Below are 22964 nucleotides of genomic sequence, written 5' to 3'. Positions count from 1 at the left end.
GGCAATAGTCTTTCTTGATTCTGCCTATTTTTAAGTACTTTTGAAGAGTAAGTATTCATTTATTTTGTTTAATCAGCGTAAAAATAAAACCTTTAATTATCGACCGCGTTTTTCTAAGGAAAACGAGGAAGTTACTGATGGAGAAGCTCCTGAAAAACACGATTTCATTTCAAAGTGGGAACAAACCAGAACTTCAAAACGACGCGTTAAAGGTACCATGTCTATACGAACACTACTATTAATTTTGGTATTGTTATTGATTTGTATGTACATACTAGATTCAAAATTCAATTAACCTAAAACTTAGACATTATGGGCATTTTTAAAACACGTAAGAACAAAAAATTTAGCTATACACCTCGTTATTTTAACGGAGGAGAGGAAGGTAACCCTTTTGAGATTAAACATAGATTTGACGAATACAGAAAAACCGTTGGTGGTAATACCAACTTGAAAACAAAATTAATCAACGCATTAGATGATTTAAAACATAATCAGGATAAGGATGCTAACCGACGTATTTTAATTATTGTAGCTATTCTTGTGCTTATATTTTTATTTATCATCGATTTCGATTTATCTATATTTTTTAAATAATTCATGGCAGATATTATACAGCTTTTACCCGATCATGTTGCAAATCAGATAGCCGCAGGAGAAGTTGTACAACGCCCCGCTTCTGTTGTAAAAGAGTTGTTAGAAAACGCCATTGATGCCGGTGCTACAACTATTAAACTTATTATAAAAGACGCCGGGAAAACGCTTGTACAAGTTATAGACGACGGTAAAGGTATGAGTGCTACAGATGCCCGACTAAGTTTCGAGCGTCATGCGACTTCTAAAATACGCAGTGCAGAAGATTTATTCCTGTTAAATACAAAAGGGTTTCGAGGTGAAGCTTTAGCCAGTATAGCTGCTATTGCCCATGTGGAGTTACGAACCAAGCAGGAAACAGATGATGTAGGGACAGGCATTGCTATAGAAGGTAGTAAAGTGGTGGCTCAGGAAGTAGTGGTAACACCTACAGGAACTTCTATTTCGGTAAAGAATTTATTTTTTAACATTCCCGCTCGTCGTAATTTTTTAAAATCCGATAATGTTGAGTTGCGTCATGTTTTAGATGAATTTCATCGTGTAGCCCTAGCGCATCCTGATATTAACTTCGCTATGTATAACAATGGTAGCGAAACGTTTAATTTACCGGTTGGAAATTACAGGCAGCGTATCGTTAATATTTTTGGAACAAGAACTAACGAAAAATTAGTTCCGGTAGAAGAAGATACTGAAGTATTAAAGGTTAGCGGTTTTGTTGGCAAACCTGAGTTTGCTAAGAAAACCCGAAATGAACAGTACTTTTTTGTAAACGACAGGTTTATAAAAAGTGCTTATTTAAATCATGCAATAAATGCTGCGTTTGACGGTTTGTTGAAAAATGGAACCAATCCGAGTTACTTTTTAAAATTAACGGTCGATCCGCAGTCGATAGATATTAATATTCACCCAACAAAAACTGAAATTAAGTTTGATGACGAACATACGTTGTATGCGTTATTACGTTCGGCGGTGAAACACAGTTTAGGGCAATTTAATATTGCTCCGGTTTTAGATTTTGATCGTGATGCGAGTTTAGATACGCCTTACGAGTTAGAAAAGAAACCGGTAAAGAACCCTACCATTGAAGTTGATCGCGATTACAACCCGTTTAAAGAAGAGGTTAATTCTATTGTAAGAGCCATTGCTCAAAAAAGTGATCAGGCGGTATCCTGGGATAGCCTTTCCAGAGATTTAGGTGTCGGTATTTCGGATAATGATATTTATAAGAAGGCCAATTCAGAATTTATACCCTCTCCCGAATCTGAGTTGAGAAATGTTTATCATGAAGAACAGACGGAAGAAGAGGAGGAATATGAAGACGAGGAAACTTATGAAGAAACCAATCCTCAAACCGAATTTGTAAGTCCGCAACCTCAAAATTTTAATCACCTGAAGTTTGAAGCTGAGGAAGAAACCATGTCTGCTTTTACCGAAGAGAACAAAGTAGAGCAGAAACAAACCACGTATCAGCTTCATAATAAATATATTGTAAGCACCATAAAATCGGGGATGTTGCTTATCGATCAAAACAAGGCGCATCAACGTATATTGTATGAAAAGTTCTTAAGAAATATGACGGTGAAAGAAGCGGTAAGTCAGCAGTTATTGTTTCCGCTTCAGCTTCATTTTTCAAATCAGGAAATGCAGGTTATTCGTGATTTAAAGAACGACTTAGAACAAACAGGGTTTATTTTCGCTAAGATTCAAGCCGGTTTAGTTGAGATTACCGGAGTGCCAGTTAGTGTTCCAGAAAGTGAAGTGTCTATTATTTTAGAACAGCTTATTAGCGATGTTGAAAACGAAGTGCCTGATAGTAGTTTTAGTGCCACCGATTTAATGGCGAAGTCTATGGCGAAGAGTTTAGCGATTAAAACCGGTCAGACGTTAGAAAAAGAAGAACAAGAGCATTTGGTAAATCAGCTGTTTGCTTGTAAGGAGCCAAGTGTGTCACCAGCTAACCGTACCACATTTATAACTATGACTGTGGACGAGTTAGATAAAAAATTTATATAAACTATGATGCGAATTTCAGAAAGTGTAAAACACCTAATCATAATTAATGTGATTATGTTTATAGGGACCATGGCTATTGGTAATGGTGTGTTTTATGATTGGTTTGCTTTATATTTTCCGAAAAACGACATGTTCCAACCATGGCAAATTGTAACGCATATGTTTATGCATGGCGGCATTTCACATATCTTATTCAATATGTTTGCCCTTTGGATGTTTGGTACGCCTGTAGAGCAGGTTTTAGGAAGTAAGCGCTTTTTATTCATTTATTTTTCTGCTGGTTTAGGTGCAGTGTTATTACAATTGGGCTTTTATTATGTAGAGTTTGTTCCGAGTTTTAATGACCTAATGGCTTCCGGGTTAACATCCGACCAAATTACGCAGATGTTACAAGAGAACAAGGTATTGAGTAGTGTAACAAACCAACAATTAACCGATTTACAAACCATTTTTCCGGTATATAACGGTAGTATGGTTGGGGCATCAGGATGTATTATGGGAATTTTAGCGGCCTTTGGCATGATGAATCCAAATGCCGAACTTATGATGATCTTTTTACCTATTCCTATAAAAGCTAAATATTTTATTCCTGGAATTATTATCTTAGATTTAGTATCTGGTTTGTCTGGTAATTCCATATTCGGTCAAGGTAATGTTGCTCACTTTGCACACGTAGGTGGCGCTGTTATTGGATTTATTATCATGTGGTACTGGAAAAAGAATCAGTTTAATCAAAACCGCTGGTATTAATGAGTCTATTAGATGATGTAAAATATAAGTTGGCACGACTTAATGTGCTGGAGAAAATAATAGCCACAAATGTGGTTGTTTTTATTATAGGTTTATTACTTCGAAAGTATCTGGTGTGGTTTGAACTGCCTAGTAATTTTGAAAACTTTATAGTAAGACCTTGGTCTATTATTACTTATGCTTTTTTACATTACGCTCCCTTACATATTCTGTTTAATATGCTTTGGCTGTATGTTATTGGTCAGATGTTTTTAAACTTATTCAGCGCAAAAATGGCTATTAATATTTACTTTTTAGGAGCCATGAGTGGTGGTGTATTGTTTTTGTTAGGGTATTCTTTGTTTCCGGGTTTCTTCGGAACAAATTCAACATTAGTAGGTGCATCAGCAGCTGTTAGGGCATTACTTATTTTTATTTGTGCCTATATGCCTAATCAGGATATACGTTTTTTTACATTTAATCTTAAGTTGTGGTATGTTGGCGCTGCCATTGTTGTTTTAGATATGTTTGGATTATTCGGTGGAAATGCCGGAGGTAATCTGGCGCATTTGGGCGGTGCTTTATTGGGGTATTTTTATGCTAAGCAATTAGTAAAAGGTAATGATATTGGTCGCGGTTTTGAAAGTTTAGTAAACTTGTTTTCTAATATTAAGTTATCGAAAAAAGGACCTTTAAAAACGGTTCACAAAAATAAAAGTAAAGTAGGTGGGTATACTAAAGCCGATTTTAATGAGTTTAATACTCAAAAGAAAATTGATGTTATTCTCGATAAAATAAGTAAAAGTGGTTACGATAGTCTTACAGCCGAAGAGAAAGAGTTTTTATTCAGAGCAGGTAAATAATGATCATGCTAATAAGACTGTAACAAATCAATGAAGAACCTTAGTGCTATCAATAAGCTTATTTACCTCATTAATGCTGTAATAGCCTTGGTGCTTTTATTTTCTTATGCCTTGCCATTTCTACCACCTAAAACTTTTGCGGTATTATCGGTACTGAATTTGGGTGTGCCATTTTTAATGCTAAGCAATGTTCTATTCCTGTTATATTGGTTGTTAAGGCTAAAAAGGCAATTCTTCTTATCACTGTTTGTTTTAGCTATAGGCTATTTCTGTTTCGGGTCGTTATATAAGTTTGCAGCGTCAAAAAAAGTTGAAGACCCAAACAACATTACGGTTATGAATTACAACGTTAGGTTATTTAATGTTTATGATTGGATTGTTGATACAGATGTGCAAACCAAAATGGTAAGTTTTATTAAACAGGAAGCACCAGATATTTTAAGTATTCAGGAATTTCATCCACATCCAAAAGTAGATTTGTCGTCTTACAAGCATAAATTCGAAAATATATCAGGAAATAAATTAAAACACGGACAAGCGATATTCTCAAAATTTCCAATTATTAATTCCGGTTCGGTTGCTTTTCCAAATACCTCAAATAATGCCATTTTTGTTGATGTTGTCAAGCAAAAAGATACGATACGTGTGTATAATGTACATCTGGAATCGCTACGTATTGATACAAAAATTGAAAGTTTAAAGAATGAAGATTCTGAGCGTTTAATTAACCGCATAGGTTCGACCTTTACAATGCAGCAGTTTCAAACAGAGTTGTTCCTAAAGCATAAAAATAGCTGTAAATACAAAATGATTATTTGTGGTGATTTCAATAATACAGCCTATTCGTATGTATACCGAAAAATTAAGGGGGATTTAAACGATACTTTTGAAGAAGCCGGAAACGGATTCGGAAGAACTTACGATTTTAAATTCTTTCCTGTTCGAATCGATTATATTTTCTCAGATGATGCTTTTGCAGTAAATGGGTTTAAGTCGTATAACGAACATTATTCCGATCATTATCCCATTATGGCGACTCTGTCACTACAACCGGAATAATTACATAAAGGAACAATCTACCAGATCGGCAATAATATGGATAACTAATCCTAAGCCGATTAATCGCGTTTTCTTTGGTATTAATAATAACACATATACTGTAATAGCATAATAACTGTGTAGTGGATGAAAATTGATACTGCATCGGCCTGGGCTAAATACAGGTGTTGCTAATATGTGATCAATATCAATTAAAAAACCAGCCAGCATGATGAAATAAGCCATCATCCATTGTGGTTTATACCAAATTAAAGCTACGGCAAGAGGTAAAAGCACATGGCAACCGTAATGTGCAATGAATTGAAGCATTATTGTGGTGCTAATGTTTGATTTTCTAAATAGGTTAAGGCATTCGGACCTTCGTTAAAGAGTAAGTCTAAAATACTCAGGTTTGGTATAAATCCATGTTTATCATCAAATACCTGTGTGTATGGTTCAAACGGTTGTTCTTGTTCTTTTTTTGCGTGAACTAAATAGCGATAATCTGTGGTGTTATTATCCACGTCTTTTTGAAAAGCTCCTGTTTTTAAAGGGTCTATGTACAATTGTAAACAATCGCAAATCACTTCGAAACATTTTAGGTTGAAATCTAAAATATTTTCCACCGGTGTTTCGAAAAGAGGTTTAAGTTCGTCTTCGTAAAACTCAAAAAAAGGAGAGGTTCTGTAAGCCGATATTAAAGATTTCCAATGGTTACTCTGCCAGTTGTCTTCATTGAAAATCTTTACATCCTTATATTTTTGTCTGTTTTTCTGCGTGTGAATTACAGGAATATTTAAGGTTTGTTTTCCGTTAGCACCGTAAATATAAGCCCGATTGCGATAGGTTTGCTTTAAGAAATTATCATCAACTTCAAATGTTACCCGTCCGGCATTAGCAATCGCTACAAAATGAGCGATACTTGGGAAATAGGTTGGGTGAATGATAATGTTCATGAAATAAAATCCTGATTAAGCATTTGCCTTTTTACGCGCTCTCCATTTACTGAAAATATAGTAAGCAACTAATAAAATCAGGAATGGTATTAAGAACGACGTCGCTTTACCTTCACCACTAACAGTAGTAAAGAAACGGTCCCAACGTGGTGATTTTCCATCCCAGCTCATCCAGATAAATACAGGCTTACCAACCACGTGATCGAAAGGCACAAAGCCCCAGAAACGTGAATCGATTGAGTTGTGACGGTTATCACCCATCATCCAATAATAGTTTTGTTTAAAGGTATACGAAGTCGCAGCTTCACCATTAATTAAAATCTGATTGCCTTTAACCCTAACGTCATTACCTTCGTATTCGCTAATGGCTCGCTTGTAAAGCGGTAAATTTTCAATATTTAAAACAATGCTTTTCCCTTTTTCAGGAATTACTACAGGACCAAAATTATCGACATTCCAGTTGTAATTCGGGTCGTGAGGAAATATAGAAGCATCCCGTTCGCCTTTTTGGTTTTTTACAGGTGTAATACTAATAACATTCGGGTCATTTTTAAATTTAGCTAAAGCTTCATCCGAAATTGCAGAAAAATAATAAGTATTTTGTTTATTTATTATATAAAAACCATCGGTAATATCGTAGCGTTGTTTTAATACCACAGGATTAAATTGTGTGCTTTTAGGTTGTACCAAATAACTAAACTGTAAATGCGCACGGTCTGGTAATTGGTTTTGCACACCATTAATAAACACATAGCCATCACGAATTTCTAAGGTATCGCCAGCAACTCCTACACAACGTTTTACTAAATTGGTTTTCTTATCAATAGGTTTGTAATAGTTTCTGTCGGGATGAAAGTCGTTCATGTCCAGCAGGGTATCTGCTGGTTGGTTGAATACCACAATATCATTTCGTTCAATATCCTCGAAACCAGGAATACGCAAATACGGTAATTGTAGTTTGTTTTCCCACGAGGTTTTTCTATCCTCGTAATGGTCATCAAATAAATATGACTTCTTTTTAAGCCCTGGGATTGTATCATGCACCATTGGCGCTGCAACGGTTGTCATAGGGATACGCGCTCCATAATGAAACTTACTCACAAATAAGAAGTCACCAACCAGTAATGACTTTTCTAAAGATGATGATGGAATAGTAAATGGCTGAATAAAATAGGTATGAACAATAGTGGCAGCCACAATGGCAAACAGAATAGAGCTTACCCAATCTCCAACATCGGTTCTAGGTTTTAAGCTTCGGTCTTCTATGTATTCAACTTCGGTAGCGTAGTTAAGGTAGTAGTTATAAAGCCCTAAAGTAACGACGGCTAAAATGGTATCTGTTGTAGAATTCTTTCCAAAACTTCTGGCAGTTTCCACCCAGATTACCGGAAACATAATCAAGTTAACAATAGGTAAAAATAATAAGATGGTCCACCACCAAGGGCGGTTTATAATTTTCATTAAAGTCACGGCGTTATAAACCGGAATAAAAGCTTCCCAGGCTTGTCGTCCTGCTTTAATATAAAGTTTCCAAGTTCCTAAACCGTGAATCACCTGAATAATCAAGATGAAAATAAACCATTGCATTAATGTCATACCTATGTTGTTTTGTTTACGTCGTTAGTGTTTAAACTTACATCTATTGTTACGTTAAATGCTGGTATTAACCAATATTTAACACATCATTCATATTGAAAACGCCTTTTTTACCAATAATCCACTCGGCAGCAATTACGGCTCCTAAGGCAAATCCTTGACGGTTGTGGGCGGTGTGTTCGATAGTAATCGTGTCGACTTCACTTTCATAATTAACAGTATGTGTACCTGGAACATCTTCAATACGTTTAGCAACGATTGGAAGGCTTTTTTCAGCAGCTTCATCTAGTTTCCAGTTATCGTAACCGCTGTGATTCTCAATAATACCTTCAGCTAACGTAATAGCAGTACCACTTGGCGCGTCTAATTTTTGCGTGTGGTGAATTTCTTCCATTGTTACATTATACTGCTTAAGGGTATTCATCATTTTAGCTAAGGTTTTGTTTAGCTCAAAAAAGATGTTAACACCTAAGCTGAAGTTTGAAGCATAGATAAATCCTCCTTCTTTTTCTTTACATAACTCCACTGCTTTATCGTAATCCTGTAACCATCCCGTAGTTCCAGAAATTACAGGAACTCCGTTGTTTAAACAGTTTGTAATATTGTTAAAAGCCACTGTTGGGATACTAAAGTCTATCGCAACATCAGCTTGAGTAATATCGTAAGCATCATCATTCTTGTCTACTTTTAAAACAATTTCATGTCCGCGTTTAATAGCAATTTGCTCAATGGTTTTCCCCATTTTTCCGTAACCAAGTAAAGCTATTTTCATAATCAAAATTTAAAATTAAATGTTAGGCCGAGATTACTTGTTGCATCCATCTCGTTAAATCTGTAATGTGGTGCTAATGATAAGTTTTCATCAATGTTATATTGCATTAAATGCGCATCAACATTAGCATCGATAATATTAAGGGCATAAATGCCCAGTGTCACTAAAAGTGAAATTTCTTTGTTTTTTCTATAGAATTTTTGTCCGCGTTCTAAACCTTCTGTGGTTACGCGAGGTGTATCTAGTTTGTTGCCTTCAGAATCAAAATAAAATTCATCATTTTCTAATCCGGCCAATCGGCTTTTATAAGCATCCCGATAACGGTTGTATTCTTTGTTATTGTTAATATAAAAATACACGCCGGTACCTAGACCAATATAGACTAAAGGAATTTTCCAGTACCTTTTGTTGTAGGCTTGTCCTAAACCCGGCAGAACAGCTGAATAAAAAGCAGCTTTTGCAGGGGATAGAGGATTGAATTCTTGAGGCAATTGCACAAGCGTATCAACAACCACTTCTTTTGGAAGCTCGGGTTTTTTGTTGTCTTTTTCCTGCGCTGATACACACAAACTAAACAAAAACGCTAATGCGCTTGTTATAAAAAGTTTATTTGGCACCCTTTACTAATTTTGTTATACGATTGAAATCTTCTTCTGAATGAAACGGAATGGTAATTTTTCCTTTACCGTTTTTAGATACTTTAACGTCAATTTTATGACCAAAGTATTCAGAAAAAGCGCCAATGCCATCTTTTATGAAGGTAGGTACAGTTTCGGTTTGTTTTTTTGGAGTCGGTTGCACCGTTTTGGTTTCTCCGTAATTTCTAACCAATTCCTCGGTATTTCTAACCGAAAGCTGATTAGATAGTATTTTTTCGTAGATATCCAACTGGGCGCTTGTATCTTCAATAGTGATTAAAGCACGACCGTGACCCATAGAGATAAATCCGTCACGCATCCCTGTTTGAATAATCGGATCTAATTTTAAAAGACGGAGGTAGTTTGCAATGGTTGAACGTTTTTTTCCAACGCGCTCACTCATTTGTTCTTGAGTTAAGTTAATTTCGTCAATTAAACGTTGGTATGATAGAGCAATTTCAATAGGGTCTAAATCCTGACGTTGAATATTTTCAACAAGAGCCATTTCTAAAGATTCCTGATCGTTGGCAATTCTTATGTATGCCGGGATGGTTTCTAAGCCAATGAGTTTCGACGCTCTGTAACGACGCTCACCAGAAACCAGTTGGTATTGGTTAAACCCTAATTTTCTAACCGTAATAGGTTGAATAATACCTAATTCTTTTACCGAAGATGCTAATTCACGTAGCGATTCTTCACTAAAGTTGGTACGTGGTTGAAAAGGGTTAACCTCTATAAAATCGATGTCTAATTCAACAATATTTCCTATCACTTTATCAGCATCTTTATCCTGTACCGATTGAATATCGTTTTCAGGGTCTTTTAAGAGTGCCGATAATCCTCTTCCTAAAGCTTGTTTTTTTGTTGCCTTAGCCATATTTATGCATTTTTATTAATAATTTCTTTAGCTAAACTTAAGTAATTTGTTGCGCCTTTACTAGCCGCATCGTAATTAATTATGCTTTCGCCGTAACTTGGGGCTTCACTCAAGCGTACGTTACGCTGAATAATGGTTTGAAAAACCATATCATTAAAGTGCTTCTGAACTTCCTCAACTACTTGATTAGACAGTCTTAAACGTGAATCGTACATGGTTAGTAATAAACCTTCGATGTCTAATTCTTTGTTGTGAATTTTTTGAACACTTTTAATGGTATTCAATAACTTTCCTAAACCTTCTAAAGCGAAATATTCACACTGTATTGGAATAATCACAGCGTCGGCCGCAGTTAACGCATTCAGGGTTAGTAAACCTAATGATGGAGCGCAGTCAATAATGATGTAATCATAATCATCCTTAATATCAACCAAAGCTTTTTTTAACATGTATTCGCGCTGGTCTTTATCAACAAGCTCTATTTCGATAGCAACAAGGTCGATGTGCGCGGGAATTATGTCCAGATTAGGCGTGTCAGTTTTAACGATGGCTTCTTTAGGTGCATGCGAATGTTCTAAAAGTTGGTAGGTTCCCACTTCTACGCTTTCCACATCCATTCCAATTCCAGAAGTTGCATTTGCCTGAGGATCAGCATCAATAAGTAATACTTTTTTTTCTAAAACTCCAAGAGAAGCCGCTAAGTTGATAGATGTTGTTGTCTTACCAACACCTCCTTTTTGGTTAGCAATTGCAATTATTTTACCCATTAATTGATTTGGTTTTATTAGGGGTAAAAATACAACTATTATTTAGGAATAAAAACGGAATTTGTTAACAGGGGCTTTTAATAATATTTTCGGGTGAAATTTGTTACTAAAAGTAACCGTTAGTCGATTAAAATCTCTAAAATTTTTATGGCAGCTTCGCTAATTTTTGTCCCGGGGCCAAAAACAGCTACTACACCGGTATCGAATAAAAATTGATAATCTTGTTTTGGAATAACACCCCCCACAATAACCATAATATCCTCACGGCTATATTGTTTTAGTTCTTCAATAACCTGAGGGACTAAAGTTTTGTGTCCGGCAGCTAATGATGAAACCCCCAGGATATGTACATCATTTTCAACGGCTTGCTTTGCTACTTCTTGTGGTGTTTGAAACAAAGGCGCAACATCTACATCGAAGCCTAAATCGGCATAAGCTGTAGCTACAACTTTAGCGCCGCGGTCGTGACCATCCTGTCCCATTTTTGCAATCATAATACGAGGGCGTCTGCCGTCCTGTTTTGCGAAAACATCGGCAAGCTCTCTTGCTTTTTTAAAGGTATCATCGTTTTTAATTTCTTTACTATACACGCCTGAAAATGATTTAATCTGTGCTTTATGTCTTCCAAAAACAGATTCCAAAGCCATACTAATTTCACCTAAAGTAGCACGCTCGCGAGCGGCTTCAATAGCTAAAACTAATAAATTTCCTTGTCCTGTTCGCGCACACTCACTTAAATTTGACAGGGTTATATTTACTTTTTCTGTGTTTCTACTCTCTTTAATTTTCTTTAAACGTTCAATTTGAGCGTTTCTAACCGTTTGGTTATCTACTTCAAGCGTGGTAATTGGAGCTTCTTCTTTTAGTTTGTATTTGTTAACACCAACAATAATATCCTGATTGGAATCTATTCGCGCTTGTTTTCGTGCTGCAGCTTCTTCAATTCTAATTTTTGGAATACCGACTTCAAGGGCTTTGGTCATGCCTCCTAAATCTTCAATTTCCTGTATTAATTTCCAGGCTTTTTCGGCGATATCGTTCGTAAGTTTTTCAACGTAATAACTCCCAGCCCAAGGATCAACCGTTTTTGTGATTTTGGTTTCTTTCTGAAGGAAGAGTTGCGTATTACGTGCAATACGAGCTGTAAAATCGGTAGGTAATGCAATGGCTTCATCTAAAGCATTGGTGTGTAAACTTTGTGTGCCTCCAAAAACAGCGGCGGTCGCCTCAATAGTAGTTCGTGCAATATTATTAAACGGGTTTTGTTCGGTTAAACTCCAGCCACTGGTCTGGCAGTGCGTTCTTAAATTAAGTGACTTTTCATTTTTAGGGTTGAATTGTTTTATCAGTTTGGCCCAAAGCATTCTGGCTGCTCGCATTTTTGCAATTTCCATAAAATGATTCATGCCAATACCCCAAAAAAAAGATAAGCGAGGAGCAAAATCATCGATATTTAAGCCGGCTGCTAAACCTGTTTTTATGTATTCTAATCCATCAGCAAGAGTGTAAGCCAGTTCGATATCTGCGGTCCCTCCAGCCTCCTGAATATGATACCCAGAAATACTAATGCTATTGAATTTGGGCATGTGCTTACTAGTATATTCAAAAATATCTGAAATAATTTTCATTGAGGGTTTTGGTGGGTAAATGTAAGTGTTACGTACCATAAACTCTTTTAGGATGTCATTTTGAATGGTTCCGGAAAGTTTATTTTGATGAACCCCCTGTTCTTCAGCTGCGACAATATAAAATGCCATTATAGGCAGCACGGCGCCGTTCATGGTCATGGAAACACTCATTTTATCGAGAGGAATCTCATCGAATAAGCGTTTCATGTCTTCTACAGAATCTATCGCAACTCCAGCTTTACCTATGTCGCCAACCACACGATCGTGATCGGAATCGTAGCCACGATGTGTGGCTAAATCGAAGGCAACAGATAGTCCTTTTTGTCCGGCAGCTAAATTGCGTTTGTAAAACGCATTACTGTCTTCGGCTGTTGAAAATCCAGCATATTGTCTGATGGTCCACGGCTTTCTAACATACATGGTGGTGTAGGGGCCACGTAGGTTAGGGGTAATGCCTGCAGCAAAATTAAGGTGATCTAAATCTTCAATGTCATATTCAGAATAGATTGATTTTACAGAAATACCCTCTGCTGTCTCAAACGTTTGGGGTTCCGATTTCAGCCTTTGGTGTTCTGATTTAATACTGATATGTTGAAGATTTTTTCTAGACATGAATTAGGCCTGAGGTGTCTTGTTTAAATTGAAAAGGTGCGCATAAAACAAATCGAAAGCTACATAAGTTGCCAGATATTTATCTGATAAAATACCTCGATAACCAGACATTAAGGGCGCACCAAATAATTTCGGGCTCATGCTGTTTGTTGAGATCAACGCGTTTAATGTTGTTTTTAAACTTTCATCATGAATATTGGTGGTTACGCAGTTCATTAAAGATCCATTGTAGTTTAAATGGCTATTTGGGTTTTCAGCATCCCATAAATCGGTTTCATTTTTTAAAGCCTCAAAAATCTTTAAGCTATGTTCTGAAGCAATTTCTATATACTTAACGCGCTTTGCGTTAGTGTCTCTCAAAAATTGATAATATGCCTGTGTTAGGGTTGTATTTGGTTTGTCTTTCCCGTAAAAAGCAACAATGTCGGCTTCAAAGGCATATAAAGCTTCTTTATATAGCTTAGAATCTAAACCTTGACAATTTATAGTTTCAGGATTCTCAGCATACTTATAATCTGTAAAAGTTGAGCCGTTTTTACAGCTAAAAAAAGTGATGACTAATAAAAATGCAAAAAGGATAACATTTGATTTCATATTAATTTTCATTGTTTAAGCGTTGTTGTTCTATAGTTTCAGATAATCGTTTTTCTATAATCGGTTCAATTAATGTTTTTCGGAAATGTGTTTTTACGAACGGGTACAATTCTATTTCAGGTTTCATCTTATCATCTGGGTTTTGGTAACTGTTAGCTCCTACTAAAACCTCTTCTTTTTTGTCGAATTGTTCTTGCTCTTTTTGAGCGCTTTCCTTTATTTTTCGCTGAATAGTGCCTGCTTTTAATTGTTTTAAAAAGCCGCCATTAGTTTCAATGTCTTTAAAAAGAATAAGGGCTTTTTCGGCCAACTGTTTAGTTAAAGATTCAATGTAGTAAGCACCATCTGCCGGATTGTTAACTTTATCGAAATAACTTTCGTGTTTTAAAATAAGGAGTTGATTTCGGGCAATACGTTCGCTAAAATCATTGGTTTTATAGTAAACAACATCATATGGTAAATTACAAATGGTGTTTGCGCCGCCAAGAATCGCACTCATACTTTCGGTAGTAGAACGTATAATATTGGTGTTGTAATCGTAAACGGTTTTGTTGCGTTTTGAAGGTGTTGCTAAAATGTGACAGTCTGGATTGACGTGATATTCATAAGCCAATGTTCGCCAGAGTAATCTTAGCGCCCTAAGTTTGGCAATTTCGAAAAAGTAATTACTAGCTACCGAAACGTTAAAGAGAACTTTAGTGTGTTGTTTGGATTCAGAGGAGCATTCGTTATGCAATATATTTAGGTATTCGTTGGCATGGGCCAAAGCATAAGCCAATTGCTGAACCATATTTGCTCCTGCATTCTGGTAAAGCCCAGTATTAATACTAAATGTGTTTGTTTGGTTAACTACAGACTTAAAATTCTCGATGTCTGAATTCATATTGTTAAACCAATTCCCGGTTTTGGCAAGTTTGCCAATAATATCAGTATGGATATAATGTTGGTTATTTGAAACCGTATTTAAAAGTTGTTTTGTGAATTCTGGGTTTAAAAAATGTAATTCAAAGTGTAATGTTGTTGTTTCCGAATCGATATTTTTTAATAAGGTTTCAATAGCAATATCATGTTTAGGAATGATAAACTTAATGCACTCTGCACCCTGATTAATCGATTCGATGGCTTTTGTATTAGCGATCTCAGCATCATTAACAAAAACAGTGTTGCAAATACGCCATTTGGTAGCATTTGTATTTGGTGAACAGGGTAGATCTTTTAAATCATCGGCATTGTAAAAGGGTTTTACCGAAATATCGTCATTAGAATGCCATACAAGGGTTTGGTAATCCGCGCCATTTAGCTCGAACTGAATTTTTTGTTTCCACTGTTTGGTAGAAACATCATCAAATTCGCTAAATAGTCCGTTAGTCATTGTTTTGTGTTTTTAAACTGTCTTCGTATTCGATAATAAAAATTTCTTCACTGTCACGTTTCATATAATACTCTTCGCGGGCAAATTTTTCAAGACCTTCTTCGGTACTTAGTTTTTTTAATGCTTTTTTATCTTTTTCAATTTCCTTTAAATAGTATTCTTTTTCAGCTTCTAAGTCATGAATGTCTGAATTTAATTCGTTGTGAATAAGCCAGGAATTAGCATCGAAAAACAGCATCCATACTACAAAAAGGGTGATAATAAGTACGAATATGTTTTTAAAGGGTTTGAATATTTTATGTTTAAAAAACGCCATACTTAAAGTCGGTTGTTAATAATAGTTCGCACAATATCTACCGCAACAGTGTTGTATTTATTGTTAGGGATAATAATATCTGCAAATTCTTTCATGGGTTCAATAAATTGATCGTGCATGGGTTTTAAAGTGGTCTGGTACCGGCCTAAAACTTCATCTAAATCACGACCACGCTCTGAAATATCACGTTTCAAACGACGAATTAAACGCTCATCGGAATCGGCATGCACAAATATTTTTATGTCACACATATTTCTGATTTCAGGACTGGTTAAAATTAAAATACCTTCAACAATCATAACCTTTCTTGGGTGCGTTAAAATCGTATCTCCAGTTCGGTTATGTTTAACAAACGAGTATACGGGTTGGTGTATAGGTTTGTCTTCTTTCAGCTCTTTTAGGTGACTTTCCAGGAGTTCGAAATCTATGGAGCGCGGGTGGTCGAAATTAATTTTAACGCGCTCATCATAACTTAAATGAGAGGTGTCCTGATAATACGAATCCTGCGAAATTACACCTATTTCACCTTCCGGAAGCTCGTTAAGTATTTGGTTTACTACAGTGGTTTTACCACAGCCCGTACCGCCTGCAATTCCTATAATAAGCATGTGTAATTTTATTTGATTAGCCTGTTACAAATTTAAATAAATGTAAAACATTTAACCGAGAATGCGTTTATTTTTTGATTTTCTCTACTACTTCCTTGGTAATCATTTTTTTATTCTTGTTTCCCCAGGAGTTGTTAATGTAATTCATAACATCGGCAACTTCGGAATCCGATAATCCCAAGGGAGCCATTACATTTTTATAGGTCATACCATTGACTTTTAATTCTCCATTAACACCATACTTAACTGCTCTTATACTGGCTTCTTGATTTTTGGCTAGAAAGTCTGATTTAGCTAAAGGCGGATACACATTTTTTACTCCTTCGCCGTTTGGTAAGTGGCAGTTCATGCAAAAGTCTGTATAAATTTCACTGCCACGTTTTATGCTTTCTTCTAAAGGGGTTTGTTTTAAATTATAGGTGATTGATGAAGCTGTAATAATTAAGCTTAATAAGATAAATTTCATAGGGTATTTTAGTTTTTGGGAACAATTTTAAATATGCCTTTGCCTTCAACGCTAAGATAAATGTAGCCATCTGGCGCTTGTCGAACATCTCTAACACGACCAATTGATTCAAATAGTTTTTCGCGCTTTGTTACTTTGTTATTTTCAAGAATGAGTCGTTCTAAATATTGAAATTTTAAAGAACCAACCAGTAAGTTGCCTTTCCAGTTAGGGTATTTATCTGAATTAACAAACGTCATTCCGCTTGGCGCTATAGAAGGTACCCAATAAAAAAGCGGTTGTTCCATGCCTTCTTTTTCGGTAATATCAGTGAAGCTTGTACCGCTATAATTGATTCCATAGGAAATTACAGGCCAGCCATAGTTTTTCCCTTTTTCAATGACGTTGATTTCGTCACCACCCTGAGGACCATGTTCGTGAGTCCAGATTGCTCCGGTTTCTGGGTGTTTTGTCATGCCTTGTGGATTTCTGTGACCGTAACTATAAATGGCGGTTTTCGCATCTAGGTTATTTACAAATGGATTGTCTGAAGGTATAGTTCCATCAGCATTTAACCTGTATATTTTACCGCAGTCTCTGGTGATGTCTTGTGGATTAACATCGCGCTGTCCACGTTCGCCAATGGAGAAAAATAGGTAGCTTTGATTATCAAATTCAATCCTTGAACCAAAATGTTGTCCTTTTGTGGTGTTAGGGGTTGCTTTGTATAATTGTTGTTGATTTGTTAGTGATGTTCCGTTTAATTTCGCTCTCATAATAGCTGTATTGCCACCTTCGCCTTCACCATCGGGAGAAGCATACGAGAAATAAATCCAACCATTAGTTTTGTAATCAGGATGTAACTTGATATCCATAAAGCCACCTTGACCCCGTACATAAATTTCAGGTAAGCCATTTATTGTAGTTTTAGTTCCGTCTTTAAAGTGAATAAGTTCTCCAGATTTTTCAGTTATAAGCATGCTTCCATCAGGAAGAAAGGCCATTCCCCATGCAATATTTAAATCGGGAACAACAAGTTCGGTTTCATATTCAATGTTTTCAGGTGGTTCAGCTTTAATTTCAGATTCGGTCTGCTGTGCGCAAGAACTATAAACTATTAATAGGGTTAATAGGGAGTAAATTCGTTTCATAGCTTGTTAGTTTATGTTGTATGAGATATTAATACCTGAATAGTAATTTACTGGGTTTCCAGGGTAATAATATCTGGGTTGAGCGCCATTAAAACCTGTCGCATTGATAAGAATTTGAGAGGCATAGGCTATATCAAAGATATTATTTAAACCTAAAAAAACATTGATATTTAGTTTTTTATTAAGGTTTTTTAGCCATCCAATTTTAAAATTAGTCAGGTTGTAAGAATCTGTATATAAGTCGTTACTATCGGTGATAGGTATGCTACCAATGTTTTGAAACAATAAGTTGCCATAGAAACCTAGAGGGGTTTTGAAATCCAATTCTAAATTAAAAACATGGTTAGGAACACCGGTTAAATCGTTACCGGAATAATTGTTCTCACCATCTACATAATCCTTAAATTTATAATGATTGAGCGAGTAGGTTAAATTCGTGTTTAATTGATAGGTTTTGTTTTTAAACCATTGAAAAGTTCCACTCAATTCAATGCCATCATGCTGGGTTTTACCTGCATTAAGGCCTATGTATTCATCATTCCCAGTACGTTTAGCAACCAATAAATCTGAAATATTTAATCTGTAAGCAGATACATAGCATAATAACTTGTTGTTAAAAAATGTTGAACGCGACCCGATTTCAAAATTCCAGCCTGTTTCGGGTTTGATATTAGGATTGATTAATCCATCAGGGAGTAGAGTTTCGGTAGTTGTTGGTGGTGAAAATCCGTGACTGATATTAGAATAAAGATTGATGTTTTCTGAAATTGTATGCGTCAAACCAATCGTAGGAGAGAGGATGTTTTTAAAGGAATAGGAACCTGACTGATCTGGATTTGTATCGTTATTGAAATTATCATTGAGTGTATAGGATGTTTTATTAAAATTCAACCCAAAAGAGACTATTGTTTTCTCATTAATACTATAATTGGTTTCTAAAAACATATTGAAGTAATCACGGGTTTCTTTATTGTTTGAAAGTAGATCGCCTTGAATACTTCCTGTGCCTGAAGGATAATCCTGATAGAGGTTTTCGAAAGTTTTCCACTTATAGAAATCATTAAAAAATTCAGCGCCGATAGTCCATTTAAACTTAGTGGTCTCACCTAAAATTCTACTTCGAATTCCTAAAGCCGATAGATTTTCAGACAGGATGTTAAAAGGCCTAGGTTCGTAGCTGTTTTTAAATGAGGTAAACACACTGGTTTTTTGTGAAAGAGTATTGCTGTATTGATGATGCCAGGATATACCTAAAAGAGTGCGTTTGGTGTCTTCATAGCCTTTAGCTTGTTCCCAGGTGTGTGCTGCCGATTCAGGACTGTTTAAGAAGATGTTTTCATTAATAGAGCTAGGGATGTAGCCTTTTAAATTGATAAAACTCCCGAGAAGAGAAATTTCATTCCGTTCATTTATATAATGATTAGAATTTAGGGTAATAGTTTTTCTGTTATATGAATTATTGATTCTATAGCCGTCACTTTGGGTGTGACTGAAAACGGCATTGATACTCGTGTTTTTTAATCCTGAGCAGAAGCTTATAACGTCTTTAAACAAACCAAAAGAGCCGAAAGTAGTTGTGTTTTGTATGTTAGTTTGGTTATAACTTGCAGTTTTAGGAATTAAATTTATGGTGCCACCTAAACCGGCACCATGAATAGACGACCCTGATCCTTTTATAATTTCAATTCTTGATAGAATGGTTAACTCAAAATCTTCAATTGTAGTTTCACCATTTCCTGAGGTTAGGGGGATGTCTTTAAAATACGCCCTTATTTTACTGGTGCCGTATAAATTTCTGGAACCAATACCTCTAATGGTGATTCGGTTTGTGTTTAATGTTCCATTTTGCATAAAGACCCCCGGAACTTTATTTAACGCAGGAGCTAGGTCGGTAGTGCTGTTTTTTTGTAGGTCTTCGGTCGATATAATGTTATAAGAGGCGTAAGACGAATTTAAAGGTTTTGAAATTTGGTTTGCATTTACCACGATTTCATGTAATTCAGAAGGGTTGATTTGTAATTGAATAATTGGGTGGTCTTCTTGAATAATTACTGTTTTATGAAAATACCCTGATTTGTAAAACTCATAATAACCGAAGGTTTCTATTTTAAACAGGCCCTGATTGTTGGAATAAACCGTGTCCTGTTTGTTTTTAAGAATGATTGATACTTGAGAAAGCGGGCTGTTTGTGTCCAAATCAATCACTTTTCCAGCGATTTTTGATTGACATAAACCCTTAGAATTAAAAAATATGATGATGGTAAAAGTAAAAATATATGTGGTAAAGTTCAAGTTTAAAGAGAGTTAGTTGATGCTGGGCTAAGTTAATTAAAAAATGAACGTAGAAATGGTGTAAAATTTTAGAAAAAAGGGTTGTGTATTTCATATAAAGAAGTATATTTGCACCCCGTAATGAGATAACCATTATACTCGGGGTGTAGCGTAGCCCGGTTATCGCGCCTGCTTTGGGAGCAGGAGGTCGCAGGTTCGAATCCTGCCACCCCGACGAACTTAGTAATAAGTTGAACTAAAACACTGTTAATCTTTTGATTTTCAGTGTTTTTATTTTTTATGCATTTGTTTGAATTCATTTAAAACTAAATATTAGGTGTGCAATTCGGTGTGCAGAGGTTTAACCGAAATGTATTATCTTTAAGGAACTTTCGAAATTGATTTGACTTTTGATTTAACAGGTATTGTTTAATTAAAGTCATTTTACAATGAAATCAAAAAACACATTTGCTGTTATTTTCTTCACAAGAAAATCAAGAAGCAATCCAGAAGAACTTTCTATTTATGTACGTATTACCGTTAGTGGTAAGCGATCGGAAATCAGTTTAAAGCGAGCTGTTCTAGTTAAAGACTGGGATAGCAATAAGAGTAGGGCAAGGGGAAGTTCTATGAAAGTAAAGGCTCTGAATACTTATTTAGACGAAGTATTTGGTAAATTATTGAATTGTCACAAAGAATTACTCTTTGAGGATGCAATTGTTTCTTCAGATTCAATCAAATCTAGGTATTTAGGGGAGGATGAAACCAGCAAAACTTTAAGAGATCTGGTTAGTTATCATCATGATAAAATGGGAACGGTACTTAAACCAGGAACCATGAAGAATTATTATACTACAGAAAGATATTTATATGAGTTCTTACAAAGCAAACGAAAATCAAAGGATATCTATCTTAAACAGCTTAATTATGAGTTTATAACTGATTTTGAATATTATCTGCGTCATTATAAAAATTCCAAAAAGGAATTGATGTTATCTAACAACGGTGTTATGAAACACCTGGAGCGTTTCAAGAAAATTCTCAATTTGGGAGTTAAACTGGAATGGATGCTAAAGAATCCGTTTAGTCAGTTTAAATTGAAATATAATAAGTATGATCGAGCTTATTTAACTGAAAGAGAACTTAAAATTTTAGAGTCGACTGAATTTAAAAGTGAACGTTTGGAGCGAGTTAAGGATTGTTTTATTTTTTCCTGTTATACCGGTTTATCATATGTTGATGTTAAAGAGCTAACAGTAGCTAACATTGTTAGAGGAATAGATAACAATCTATGGATATATACTAAAAGAGAAAAGACAGACGAAAACGTAAAGGTACCTGTGCTTCCAAAAGCCTTGGATATTATTAAAAAGTACAGTCAAGACAAAATTCTAAATAAAACAGGAAATTTATTGCCAATCAGTTCTAATCAAAAGACCAATAGTTATTTGAAGGAAATAGCTGCTGATTGCGGAATATATAAGAATCTGACTTTCCATGTAGCCAGACATACTTTTGCTACTACTGTAATGCTCTCCAATGGAGTACCTATAGAAACCGTTTCAAAATTATTAGGGCATACTAAATTGACAACCACACAAATTTATGCCAGAGTTGAAGAAAGTAAAATTAGCAAGGATATTAGTAGTTTGTTGGAGCGTCTAGAGGATAAATGAGCTATAACTTCTAGATGTCAGTTATAGGGCATACTTAATGGAAAAATCAGAAAGCATTCTAAAAATAAGCTCTCAATTCCAACAGGTAGAACCGTTTTGAAGTCATCTTTTTATCTCTTAGAGATGCAACTAAGAAACGGTTAGAAACTGGGGTATTATTTTAAACTATATTTGAAAAAGGTTTCAACTTTAAAAAAGTTAAACCCTCGATAATTTAAGTTTACACACTTAATGGGATAGTGTCTTTAAAAAAGATAACCCCTCAATTTTTAACTTACACACTAGGTGTAATGAACCTGTCTAATTTTTAATATGAAATATTATTAAATAAGGGGGCTAGCTAAAATTCAGCTATGCTCAATTTTTACCACCACAAGTGGTTCTCTATTTCCGTTTTTTACACTAAATTCAATTTTTTACGGGATGCTATATAAAAAATCAATCCTTTTTTATAACCTTAAATGTTACCCTTTTCATTCCTAAAGAGCCATTTACATTTGCACCTTCTACAACTCCTAGAAAGTTTGAATTAATATCTGAACAGTGAAATTCAATTACAGCTTCTCCGTTGGTGTTGGTAATAATATCAGGTTTCCAAAACAGCGTATTTCTATAATCGGGAAAAGGATCGTTTACGGTAACTTCATCGTAAACAGGATTGTAAAATTCACGTTTTCCGTAATAACCTTTGAGCATTTTTAAATTGAATTTTTTTAAGAGTTCTTCAGCTGTTAAATTACTTATTGATTGATAACGAGGGTGTAAAGTCCATCCATACCAAACCCATTCTCCAAGATTATTTTTTGTTAAATTTTTATGCTTTTTATATGCAACTCCTTCTATGGGCGTTTTGTTTGAATCATCATTCACATGTATAGGACAGTTTAAGACATCCTCTTTACATACATAATCATAATTTTCAAGCCTAGCCAAACTATCCAAAACACCAAGATATTTATCTCTAAAGACCTTTTTCTTTTTAGCTTCAATTTGAATTTCTTTTAGTTTGTTTATTTTTTCAGACGAAACGAAATCAAAATTTTGTTGTTCAGTGTTTTGTTCTGTAACTTTTGAAATAGGGTAATTTAAGGTTAATGTAGTTCTTTTTTTATTTAGGGTTTCAAAAGTATTATCATTGATGTTGATGATATATTTTGGTTTTTCGGGCGTCATGGGTTTTATATACAAATAACTTTGTTCGCTCATTTTAAAATGTTTGGCACTTATGTTGAATTTCCCCGAATCATCAGTCATAATCATGTCTTTTCCTCTTAAAGAATCGCCTGTAAACGCCATAACTATTTTAGATTTAGGTTCTTCTTTTTTATTGGGTTTTTGCAACCGTACAACTCCCATTAAGCTGTCCGATAGAAACGGTTTGGCATTTTGATGGCTCTCTTTTAGATTTTCGATGTTCCAAATATAACGTCGCCAACCTTGGGTTAACA

General features: G+C 35.3%; 22 protein-coding genes, 1 tRNA gene and 2 pseudogenes. 9 read left to right on the top strand and 16 right to left on the bottom strand.

Annotated elements, in window-relative coordinates; translation table 11 throughout:
* Window positions 1-40: 40 nt before the first annotated feature.
* Genes ICJ85_RS13260 through ICJ85_RS13235 form a run of 6 tightly spaced genes read left to right on the top strand, consistent with a single transcriptional unit; the run spans window position 41 to window position 5258 of the window.
* Window positions 41-295, top strand: a complete 255-nt coding sequence (locus ICJ85_RS13260) for a hypothetical protein (RefSeq protein WP_188224282.1) — start codon at window positions 41-43, stop codon at window positions 293-295.
* 17 nt (window positions 296-312) lie between these two features.
* Window positions 313-597 (top strand): riboflavin synthase subunit beta, encoded by a 285-nt coding sequence (locus ICJ85_RS13255; protein ID WP_188224281.1) that lies wholly within the window; start codon window positions 313-315, stop codon window positions 595-597.
* 3 nt (window positions 598-600) lie between these two features.
* Entirely contained in the window at window positions 601-2607 is a 2007-nt protein-coding gene (mutL, locus tag ICJ85_RS13250) for a DNA mismatch repair endonuclease MutL (RefSeq protein WP_188224280.1), read from the top strand.
* Window positions 2608-2610: 3 nt separating this feature from the next.
* Window positions 2611-3357: a rhomboid family intramembrane serine protease gene (locus ICJ85_RS13245; RefSeq protein WP_188224279.1), complete on the top strand. Its 747-nt coding sequence runs from the start codon at window positions 2611-2613 to the stop codon at window positions 3355-3357.
* On the top strand, window positions 3357-4199 hold the full coding sequence (locus tag ICJ85_RS13240) for a rhomboid family protein (RefSeq protein ID WP_188224278.1): 843 nt from the start codon (window positions 3357-3359) through the stop codon (window positions 4197-4199). Before ICJ85_RS13245 ends, ICJ85_RS13240 begins: the two co-directional genes overlap by 1 nt.
* 30 nt (window positions 4200-4229) lie before the next feature.
* The gene (locus ICJ85_RS13235; protein WP_188224277.1) at window positions 4230-5258 is read left to right on the top strand and encodes an endonuclease/exonuclease/phosphatase family protein; all 1029 of its coding nucleotides are present in this window, start codon (window positions 4230-4232) and stop codon (window positions 5256-5258) included.
* Here the strand turns inward: ICJ85_RS13235 and ICJ85_RS13230 are convergent, their stop codons facing one another.
* The 15 genes from ICJ85_RS13230 to ICJ85_RS13160 all read right to left on the bottom strand — a co-directional run bounded on the left by ICJ85_RS13230 (window position 5259) and on the right by ICJ85_RS13160 (window position 19774).
* Window positions 5259-5567, bottom strand: a complete 309-nt coding sequence (locus tag ICJ85_RS13230; protein ID WP_188224276.1) for a DUF6122 family protein — start codon at window positions 5565-5567, stop codon at window positions 5259-5261.
* The gene (locus ICJ85_RS13225) at window positions 5567-6193 is read right to left on the bottom strand and encodes a WbqC family protein (protein WP_188224275.1); all 627 of its coding nucleotides are present in this window, start codon (window positions 6191-6193) and stop codon (window positions 5567-5569) included. The genes ICJ85_RS13230 and ICJ85_RS13225 overlap by 1 nt, the downstream gene beginning before the upstream one ends.
* 15 nt (window positions 6194-6208) lie before the next feature.
* Window positions 6209-7789: a signal peptidase I gene (gene lepB, locus ICJ85_RS13220; protein WP_188224274.1), complete on the bottom strand. Its 1581-nt coding sequence runs from the start codon at window positions 7787-7789 to the stop codon at window positions 6209-6211.
* 67 nt (window positions 7790-7856) lie between these two features.
* Entirely contained in the window at window positions 7857-8561 is a 705-nt protein-coding gene (dapB, locus tag ICJ85_RS13215; RefSeq protein WP_188224273.1) for a 4-hydroxy-tetrahydrodipicolinate reductase, read from the bottom strand.
* A gap of 2 nt (window positions 8562-8563) precedes the next feature.
* Entirely contained in the window at window positions 8564-9178 is a 615-nt protein-coding gene (locus ICJ85_RS13210) for a DUF5683 domain-containing protein (protein WP_188224272.1), read from the bottom strand.
* A complete protein-coding gene (locus tag ICJ85_RS13205) occupies window positions 9168-10076 on the bottom strand; it encodes a ParB/RepB/Spo0J family partition protein (RefSeq protein ID WP_188224271.1) in 909 nt (302 codons plus the stop codon). The genes ICJ85_RS13210 and ICJ85_RS13205 overlap by 11 nt, the downstream gene beginning before the upstream one ends.
* 2 nt (window positions 10077-10078) lie before the next feature.
* Entirely contained in the window at window positions 10079-10843 is a 765-nt protein-coding gene (locus ICJ85_RS13200) for a ParA family protein (protein ID WP_188224270.1), read from the bottom strand.
* A gap of 119 nt (window positions 10844-10962) precedes the next feature.
* Window positions 10963-13083 (bottom strand): methylmalonyl-CoA mutase, encoded by a 2121-nt coding sequence (scpA, locus tag ICJ85_RS13195; RefSeq protein WP_188224269.1) that lies wholly within the window; start codon window positions 13081-13083, stop codon window positions 10963-10965.
* A gap of 3 nt (window positions 13084-13086) precedes the next feature.
* On the bottom strand, window positions 13087-13677 hold the full coding sequence (locus ICJ85_RS13190; RefSeq protein WP_188224268.1) for a hypothetical protein: 591 nt from the start codon (window positions 13675-13677) through the stop codon (window positions 13087-13089).
* A 1-nt stretch (window position 13678) separates the two neighbouring features.
* Window positions 13679-15049: a methylmalonyl-CoA mutase subunit beta gene (locus ICJ85_RS13185; protein ID WP_188224267.1), complete on the bottom strand. Its 1371-nt coding sequence runs from the start codon at window positions 15047-15049 to the stop codon at window positions 13679-13681.
* Window positions 15042-15365, bottom strand: a complete 324-nt coding sequence (locus ICJ85_RS13180; RefSeq protein ID WP_188224266.1) for an FtsB family cell division protein — start codon at window positions 15363-15365, stop codon at window positions 15042-15044. The genes ICJ85_RS13185 and ICJ85_RS13180 overlap by 8 nt, the downstream gene beginning before the upstream one ends.
* A gap of 2 nt (window positions 15366-15367) precedes the next feature.
* On the bottom strand, window positions 15368-15973 hold the full coding sequence (udk, locus tag ICJ85_RS13175) for a uridine kinase (protein WP_188224265.1): 606 nt from the start codon (window positions 15971-15973) through the stop codon (window positions 15368-15370).
* 67 nt (window positions 15974-16040) lie between these two features.
* Window positions 16041-16439 carry a c-type cytochrome gene (locus ICJ85_RS13170; protein ID WP_188224264.1) on the bottom strand — a complete coding sequence of 133 codons (399 nt, stop codon included), beginning with the start codon at window positions 16437-16439 and terminating at the stop codon, window positions 16041-16043.
* Between the two features lie 8 nt (window positions 16440-16447).
* Complete coding sequence (locus ICJ85_RS13165) at window positions 16448-17569, bottom strand: PQQ-dependent sugar dehydrogenase (protein WP_188224263.1); 1122 nt, start codon at window positions 17567-17569, stop codon at window positions 16448-16450.
* A gap of 6 nt (window positions 17570-17575) precedes the next feature.
* Complete coding sequence (locus ICJ85_RS13160) at window positions 17576-19774, bottom strand: TonB-dependent receptor family protein (protein WP_317173087.1); 2199 nt, start codon at window positions 19772-19774, stop codon at window positions 17576-17578.
* 226 nt (window positions 19775-20000) lie between these two features.
* On the opposite strand from ICJ85_RS13160, the gene ICJ85_RS13155 reads away from it, so the two are divergent.
* The 3 genes and pseudogenes from ICJ85_RS13155 to ICJ85_RS16730 form a co-directional block, all read left to right on the top strand.
* Window positions 20001-20075 (top strand) — tRNA-Pro (locus ICJ85_RS13155).
* A 214-nt stretch (window positions 20076-20289) separates the two neighbouring features.
* Window positions 20290-21516, top strand: coding sequence for a site-specific integrase (locus ICJ85_RS13150; RefSeq protein WP_188224262.1), 1227 nt, complete (start codon window positions 20290-20292; stop codon window positions 21514-21516).
* Window positions 21517-21549: 33 nt separating this feature from the next.
* Window positions 21550-21691: pseudogene (locus tag ICJ85_RS16730) on the top strand (IS256 family transposase); the annotation flags it as partial.
* A 263-nt stretch (window positions 21692-21954) separates the two neighbouring features.
* On the opposite strand, the pseudogene ICJ85_RS13145 reads toward ICJ85_RS16730, so the two are convergent.
* Window positions 21955-22964, bottom strand: a pseudogene (locus tag ICJ85_RS13145) (hypothetical protein); the annotation flags it as partial.

The organism is Aestuariibaculum marinum (assembly GCF_014596975.1).
In the GTDB taxonomy this organism is placed as follows: Bacteria; Bacteroidota; Bacteroidia; order Flavobacteriales; family Flavobacteriaceae; genus Aestuariibaculum; species Aestuariibaculum marinum.
Note: the sequence above shows the minus strand (reverse complement) of the source record. Positions and strands in the feature narration are given on the sequence as shown.